Source organism: Shewanella sp. 4_MG-2023, assembly GCF_030548015.1.
Lineage (GTDB): Bacteria > Pseudomonadota > Gammaproteobacteria > Enterobacterales > Shewanellaceae > Shewanella.
On the sequence record NZ_JAUORL010000059.1, the window covers coordinates 1 to 8,049 of the forward strand.

The 8,049-nt window shown below is 41.7% G+C and carries 4 protein-coding genes; 3 read left to right on the plus strand and 1 reads right to left on the minus strand.

All coding sequences use genetic code 11. The features are described 5' to 3' along the window. Positions 1-24: 24 nt before the first annotated feature. Positions 25-2,604, minus strand: a complete 2,580-nt coding sequence (gene mutS, locus Q4546_RS18850; protein ID WP_303446837.1) for a DNA mismatch repair protein MutS — start codon at positions 2,602-2,604, stop codon at positions 25-27. A gap of 422 nt (positions 2,605-3,026) precedes the next feature. Here mutS and recA point away from each other — a divergent pair, with 422 nt between their 5' ends. The 3 genes from recA (at position 3,027) to csrA (ending at position 7,746) form a co-directional block, all read left to right on the plus strand. Then, entirely contained in the window at positions 3,027-4,091 is a 1,065-nt protein-coding gene (gene recA / locus Q4546_RS18855; RefSeq protein ID WP_076542998.1) for a recombinase RecA, read from the plus strand. 411 nt (positions 4,092-4,502) lie between these two features. Continuing rightward, positions 4,503-7,127 (plus strand): alanine--tRNA ligase, encoded by a 2,625-nt coding sequence (alaS, locus tag Q4546_RS18860; RefSeq protein WP_102438090.1) that lies wholly within the window; start codon positions 4,503-4,505, stop codon positions 7,125-7,127. Positions 7,128-7,542: 415 nt separating this feature from the next. Next, the gene (gene csrA / locus Q4546_RS18865) at positions 7,543-7,746 is read left to right on the plus strand and encodes a carbon storage regulator CsrA (protein WP_076542996.1); all 204 of its coding nucleotides are present in this window, start codon (positions 7,543-7,545) and stop codon (positions 7,744-7,746) included. Positions 7,747-8,049: the final 303 nt, after the last annotated feature.

Consider the following 8,049-nt stretch of genomic DNA (forward strand, 5'->3'; position numbering starts at 1 on the left):
ACTGAGCACAATTGCGCTCATCACTTACAAGTTTGATAGCCTTTTTAGTTCATAAAGCATATCAAGTGCTTGTTTAGGGCTGTAATCATCAGGATTGATTTGACTGAGTTTTTCAGTCGCAGCATTCGCTTCAGCTTCAGGGATAGATAAATTTAATGCTTCTTGAATTGGCATTTGCTGGCTATTGGCCAAATCTCTACTTTCTAGCATATGCAGTTTTTGTTTAGCCGCTTTGATCACATGGGCTGGAACACCCGCTAAAGAGGCCACCTGTAAACCATAGCTCTTACTTGCCGCGCCATCTTGCACTGCATGCATAAAGGCAATAGTGTCACCATGTTCGATAGCATCTAAGTGCACATTCGCTGCTGATGGGATCTGTTCCGGCAATTGAGTCAGTTCAAAGTAATGGGTGGCAAATAGCGTTAATGCCGCCACTTTTTCGGCTAAGTATTCTGCCGCTGACCAGGCTAAAGATAAACCATCATAGGTTGAGGTGCCGCGGCCAATTTCATCCATTAACACTAAACTTTTGGCCGTTGCGTTATGTAAAATATTGGCGGTTTCAGTCATTTCTACCATGAAGGTTGAGCGCCCTGATGCTAAATCATCGGAAGCACCAATACGGGTAAATATTCTATCTATTGGACCTATCACTGCTTTTTGTGCCGGAACAAAGCTGCCGATATGTGCCATTAAGGTGATTAATGCCACTTGGCGCATGTAAGTCGATTTACCGCCCATATTAGGGCCAGTAACCACTAGCATTCTTCTTGAAGGTGCTAATTGCACCGGGTTGGCAATGAATGGACTTTGGCTGACTAGCTCTACTACCGGATGGCGACCAGCTTCAATATGAATACCAATCTCGTGAGTGATTTGCGGGCAATTATAGCCAAGGGTTTCAGCTCGTTCGGCGAAATTACTTAATACATCCAACTCTGCTGCGGACTGAGCAAATAGCTGAAACTCATGTAGTTTCGGTAGTAATAAATCAAACAGTTCTTCCCATAGTTTTTTCTCAATGGCCAACGCCTTGCCCTGACTTGAAAGTACTTTTTCTTCGTACTCTTTAAGTTCTGGGGTGATATAACGTTCAGTATTTTTTAAGGTTTGACGGCGTTGATAGCTTAACGGCACTTGATCAGATTGTAGGCGGCTGACTTCAATATAATAACCGTGCACACGGTTATAGCCGACTTTAAGGGAATTAATGCCTGTTTGCTCTTTTTCTCGCAGCTCCATTTGCACTAAATAGTCATTAGCGCCTTCACTTAAACCGCGCCACTCATCAAGCTCGGCGTTATAGCCAGTTTTAATGACTCCACCATCACGAATAAGCATGGGTGGATTATCAACAATCGCTGAGGCTAAAAGCTGTTGCTGCTCAGGGAATTCTCCCAGTTTTCGCGCCAGAGTCTTCAGTTCATCTTGCTGACAATGGCTTAAGGTTTGCTGGATTTCAGGCAGCAATTCTAATGCTTGGCGTAAACGGGCAAAATCACGTGGTCGTGCACTTCTTATGGCAAGCCTTGCCATAATGCGCTCGATATCACCTAAAGCTTTCAGTTGTTGGTGTAAGTCGGCATACAAACCGCTATCAATTAGCTCGGCAACCGCTTGTTGGCGCTGATGAATATGCTGCTGGTTTCTTAATGGTTGGTGGATCCAGCGTTGCAGCATTCGACTGCCCATAGGTGTTGCCGTCTTATCTAGCACCCAAGCAAGTGTATTGTCACGCTGGCCCGACAGGTTCAAAGTTAATTCAAGGTTGCGTCTGGTCGCAGCATCTAAAATGATAGTATCAGCTTGATTAAAAAGGGTAATGCTATTGATGTGCGGCAAAGCTGTCTTTTGGGTGTCTTTGACATATTGCATTAAGCAGCCAGCAGCTTGCAGTGATAAGCGAGCATCTGTAATGCCAAAGCCATGTAAATCTTTCGTGCCAAATTGCTCCAGCAATAGCTGTATGCTGGTATCGTAATCAAATTCCCATTCTGGGCGGCGACGAATACCTTTAATGTTTTCAATTAAATGCACATCGACTAAGTCTTCGCTGTAAAGTAGCTCTGCAGGGCTGGTGCGTTGTAATTCAGCTTCTAATGTCTCAGCGTTTTCTAATTCGACTACCACGAAACGCCCTGATGACACATCTAAAGTTGAGTAGCCGAAACCATTTTTACCTTGATAAACCGCAGCTAACAGATTGTCTTGACGCTCTTGCAGTAAGGCTTCATCAGTTAAGGTGCCAGGCGTTACTATACGGACAACTTTGCGCTCAACCGGACCTTTACTTGTAGCAGGATCGCCAATTTGTTCACAAATAGCTGCTGATTGACCAATTTGGACTAATTTAGCCAAATAGCCTTCAACAGAGTGGTAGGGAATACCTGCCATAGGGATGGCATTACCACCACTTTTGCCTCTAGCGGTCAACGAAATTCCTAAAAATTCAGAAGCAAGTTTGGCATCTTCATAAAATAATTCATAAAAATCTCCCATACGATAAAACAACAACATATCGGGATGCTGCGCTTTAAGCGTCAAATATTGGCGCATCATCGGAGTGTGCTTTTCTAAATTTGGATTTTCAATTGCTGTCATTAATTTGTTGCTCTAAATATGGCTTGGGGATCGGAAAAAAGACCAATACTAATCGGCGCTCATCTTAGCAATAATTGATTTGAATCCCAATAGAGTTACTCATTTAGCGCGGTTCTGAACTGCTATTATCGAGTTGAAAGAGTATAACTATTGGCTTATTTGTCAGATGGTTAACATATTGAAACCACTGTATACAGTAGTCTTTATATACAGTGGTGTAGAAGTTTTAATTATATTTTTACTTATAAGGTATTGATATTGATATTGAAAAACCTTGTTTATTAGTGGTTTTGCAATTTTTTTTTGAGTAACTATTGATACTGTATGATTATACAGTATACTGAGCTCATATTAAGAAACAGACAAATTTATTCGTTATCAATCTCGCCAATGAGATGAGTTCGCTTAGAGGGATAATCACAATGAAAGCAGATCCAAATAAAGAGAAAGCACTGAATGCCGTGTTAGGTCAAATTGAGAAGCAATTTGGTAAAGGTTCAATCATGAAGTTGGGCGCAGACCGCACAATGGATGTTGAAACCATTTCTACTGGCTCACTTTCATTGGATGTTGCCTTGGGTGCTGGTGGTTTACCTATGGGGCGAATCGTAGAAATCTACGGTCCTGAGTCATCAGGTAAAACAACCTTAACCTTAGAAGTGATTGCAGCAGCACAGCGTCAAGGTAAAACCTGTGCGTTTATCGATGCTGAGCATGCTCTTGATCCTATCTATGCTAAAAACCTTGGTGTTGATATTGATAACCTACTTTGTTCGCAACCAGATACGGGTGAACAAGCACTCGAGATTTGTGATGCCTTAACTCGCTCTGGCGCCGTTGATGTGATCATTGTCGATTCAGTGGCGGCATTAACACCAAAAGCTGAAATTGAAGGTGAAATTGGTGACTCACACATGGGCCTTGCTGCTCGTATGATGAGCCAAGCAATGCGTAAACTTGCTGGTAACCTTAAGCAATCAAACACGCTATTGATTTTCATTAACCAAATTCGTATGAAAATTGGTGTGATGTTCGGTAACCCAGAAACTACAACAGGTGGTAATGCACTTAAGTTTTACGCCTCAGTGCGTTTGGATATTCGCCGTACAGGTGCAATCAAAGATGGCGATCAGGTGGTTGGTAACGAAACCCGAGTTAAAGTGGTTAAAAACAAAATTGCAGCGCCATTTAGGCAAGCTGAATTCCAAATCTTGTACGGTAAGGGTATTAACCGTACTGGTGAGCTAGTTGATTTAGGTGTGGCGCATAAGCTTGTTGAAAAAGCTGGTGCTTGGTATAGCTACAAAGGCGGCAAGATTGGTCAAGGCCGTGCAAATGCCGGTAAGTACCTAATTGAAAACCCTGCTGCGGCTGAAGAGATCGAAACTGCATTACGTGAATTATTGCTTAGTAAAGATAAAGAAAAAGATGCCGCCCCTGCTAAACCCGATGAAAACATCGATTTAGAAACCGGTGAAGTGTTTTAAGCCTTTGCTAGGTATTAGTAGTTAGAATTATTAAATCGCGGTGAGCTATATGCTCGCCGCTTTTTTTTATCCAATTTTGCTCAGTATGTAACTCATATCTGTCAGAGGCTATATTTTGCTGTTACGCTAATGAAGCTTAACAGCGCCTATCAATTAGCTTTATAGCCACTCTTGTTAGCCGTTTTGTTAGCTGTTTTAGTTGCGGTAATTTTTTGATTACCCATAAATATGGCTATATTGCACAATCAATCAAATATTCGATGATCAAAATCGTTAAATTCCAGCCTAAAATAGCCAATCTATTGCCCTAGAATGTCGCACCTATAGTTTGTTTAAGTATATAATGTTGGCAATTTAGCGCTGACTAACAGCTTCCTGATAAATACGATTTATCCATTTTAGGGCGATTTCATGTTTCAAACTACCGCAGAACTAAGAAGTGCTTTCCTAGAGTTTTTTCGTCACAACGAACATCAAGTTGTCGATAGTAGCTCTTTAGTACCTCACAATGACCCAACTTTACTATTCACCAATGCCGGTATGAATCAGTTTAAAGACTGTTTTTTAGGTCAAGAAAAGCGTAGCTATACCCGAGCGACAACATCGCAACGCTGTGTACGTGCTGGTGGTAAACATAACGACCTTGATAATGTAGGTTACACCGCTCGTCACCATACCTTCTTTGAAATGTTAGGTAACTTCAGTTTTGGTGATTACTTCAAAGAAGAAGCCATTAGCTATGCATGGCGCTTTTTAACTGAAACATTAAAGCTTCCAACCGAGCGTTTATGCGTCACCATCTATGAAACTGATGATGAAGCGTTTGATATCTGGACTAACAAAATTGGTGTCGCCCCTGAAAATATTATCCGCATTGGTGATAATAAAGGTGCACCTTATGCGTCTGATAACTTCTGGCAAATGGGTGACACAGGTCCTTGTGGCCCATGTTCTGAAATATTTTATGATCATGGCGAGCATATCTGGGGCGGTCGCCCTGGTACTCCAGAAGAAGATGGCGATCGTTTCATTGAAATCTGGAATATCGTATTCATGCAATACAACCGTCAAGCTGACGGCGAAATGAAGCCATTACCAAAACCTTCTGTTGATACTGGTATGGGTATTGAGCGTATTGCTGCGATTATGCAAGGCGTACATTCAAACTATGAAATCGATATTTTCAAACAGCTTATTGCTAAAACGGCTGAAATCATTGGTGTCCAAGATTTAGAAAATAAATCTTTACGGGTTATTGCCGATCATATTCGCTCTTGTGCATTTTTAATTGCTGACGGTGTAATGCCGTCAAATGAAGGCCGCGGCTATGTACTACGCCGTATTATTCGCCGCGCAGTGCGTCATGGTAACAAGCTTGGCGCGACAGATACCTTCTTCTACAAATTAGTGCCAACATTAATTGAAGTGATGGGCGATGCAGCTAAAGGCCTTGTTGATGCTAAAGCAATTGTTGAAAAGTCTTTAAAAGCCGAAGAAGAGCAGTTTGCTAGAACGCTAGAGCGTGGCCTAGGTATTTTAGATGCAGCCCTTAATGCACTTGAAGCTAATATTTTAGATGGTGAAACAGCATTTAAACTTTATGACACCTATGGCTTCCCTGTCGACTTAACCGCGGATGTATGTCGTGAGCGTGATATCACCGTTGATGAAGCAGGATTTGAAGCGGCAATGGCTGAGCAGCGCAGCCGAGCACAAGCGGCTGGCAATTTTGGCACTGATTACAATGCAGGCCTTAAAATTGAAGGTGAAACCGAGTTTTGCGGTTATAGCGAGCTAAATGGTCAAGGTAAAATTACAGCTATATATGTAGAAGGTAATGCAGTTGATTCATTAACGGCAGATCAAGAAGCGGTCATTGTATTAGATAATACGCCGTTTTACGCTGAGTCTGGCGGTCAAGTTGGCGACAAAGGCCATTTAACAGTTAATGATGCTAATTTTGCTGTGACCGATACTCAAATTTTTGGTCAAGCTTTCGGTCATCAAGGCAAGTTAGTTGCTGGTGTTTTAAATGTTGGTGATAGCGTTAGCGCTGAAGTCGATAAAAAACTTCGTCATCGTACTCAGCTTAACCATTCAGTGACCCATTTATTACATGCAGCACTACGTAATGTACTGGGTAGCCATGTAAATCAAAAAGGGTCATTAGTTAACCCTGAGCGTTTACGTTTTGACTTTGCTCACTTTGAAGCGGTCACCGCAGCAGAACTTAAGCAAGTTGAAGACATGGTTAATACTCAAATTCGTCGTAACCATGAATTAAAAACTGCGGTTATGGGGATTGATGAAGCCAAAGAGCAGGGCGCAATGGCGTTGTTTGGCGAAAAGTATGACAGCGAAGTGCGTGTGGTTACCATGGGTGACTTCTCTATCGAGCTTTGTGGTGGTACTCATGTTGGCCGTACTGGTGATATTGGTTTATTCAAAATCACTTCAGAAGGTGGTATTGCAGCAGGTATTCGCCGTATTGAAGCGGTAACGGGTGCCGCAGCAATGGCTTATGTTGCTGAGCAGCAATCTCAACTTGAACAAGCGGCAAGTTTGCTTAAGTCAGATTCAGCCTCTGTTGTAGCGAAATTAAAAGCACAGCTTGATAAAGTAAAATCCCTTGAGAAAGAAATGTCGCAGCTAAAAGATAAGTTAGCTGCAGCAGCCAGTGCCGATATTGCTGGTGAAGCTGTTGAGATGAACGGCATCAAGGTATTAGTTAAAAAGCTTGAAGGTGTGGACCCTAAATCTTTACGAGGCTTGCAAGATGAGCTGAAGCAAAAGTTACCGTCATCAATTATCGTGCTCGGTATTGCTGGCGATGCAAAGGTTAACTTGATTGCTGGTGTGAGCAAAGATCTTGTCGGTAAGGTTAAAGCTGGTGAACTTGTGGCTATGGTAGCACAGCAGGTTGGCGGTAAAGGTGGTGGGCGCCCTGATATGGCCCAAGCTGGCGGAACACAACCAGAGAACTTAGATGCAGCATTAGCCTTAGTTCAACCATGGCTCAGCGAACGTTTAGGCTAACTGACAACTTAAGCCATAAGGTGTTTACGGCATTTTATGGCTTGAGTATTAGGTTGAGCTTTGAGATAGTGGTTCGGCAAGCTTATAAAGCATTCTTAGGTATCATTTTTTACGCTTTTTTGACTCAAGCTACTATAATTCTAAATTGAAGCAACTTTTATGCTTTTTTTGTACGCATAAGCAGCAATTTATTAAATTACCTGTTTTGCTTTTGTTTAAAGAATAGCCTTTAAATGTTATCAACTTGAAATAATCAGGCCGCAGGAATACGTTTTTTCTTTTTTTTGGGGTAAAAAGCTTAAAAGTTTTATTGATTTAGTGTCGTCACTAATGATTTGTATTAAGCTAACATTATTAAACGCGCATATTACGGATAGAAGCTGGTGTATGCTGATTGGACTAAAGGAGCAATCGAATGCTGATTTTGACTCGCCGTGTTGGCGAAACATTAATGATAGGTGATGAAGTGACTGTTACTGTACTAGGTGTAAAAGGTAACCAAGTACGTATCGGTGTGAATGCACCTAAAGAAGTATCAGTTCATCGCGAAGAAATTTATCAACGTATCCAGTCTGAAAAATCTGGCAACGTTACACCTGAAGATGGTGGCAATTTCTGATATATCAGACATTGTTTGCGATTTACCAATAAAGCCAGCGAAAGCTGGCTTTATTGTTTTTAGACTATTTAAGATTGTTTGCTAAAAAAAATACAAATTTTTTTAAATGAATTGATGATAATTGTGGCTTAACTCATCAATGTGCTCAAAAACAGTTCAAATGAATATAAGATGCTGAAAAAGGTTTGACTTATTTTCGGCAAACAGTAATATGTGCGCCAAGAAACGGAGAGGTGGCCGAGTGGCCGAAGGCGCTCCCCTGCTAAGGGAGTATGGGCTTTAACTCCCATCGAGGGTTCGAAT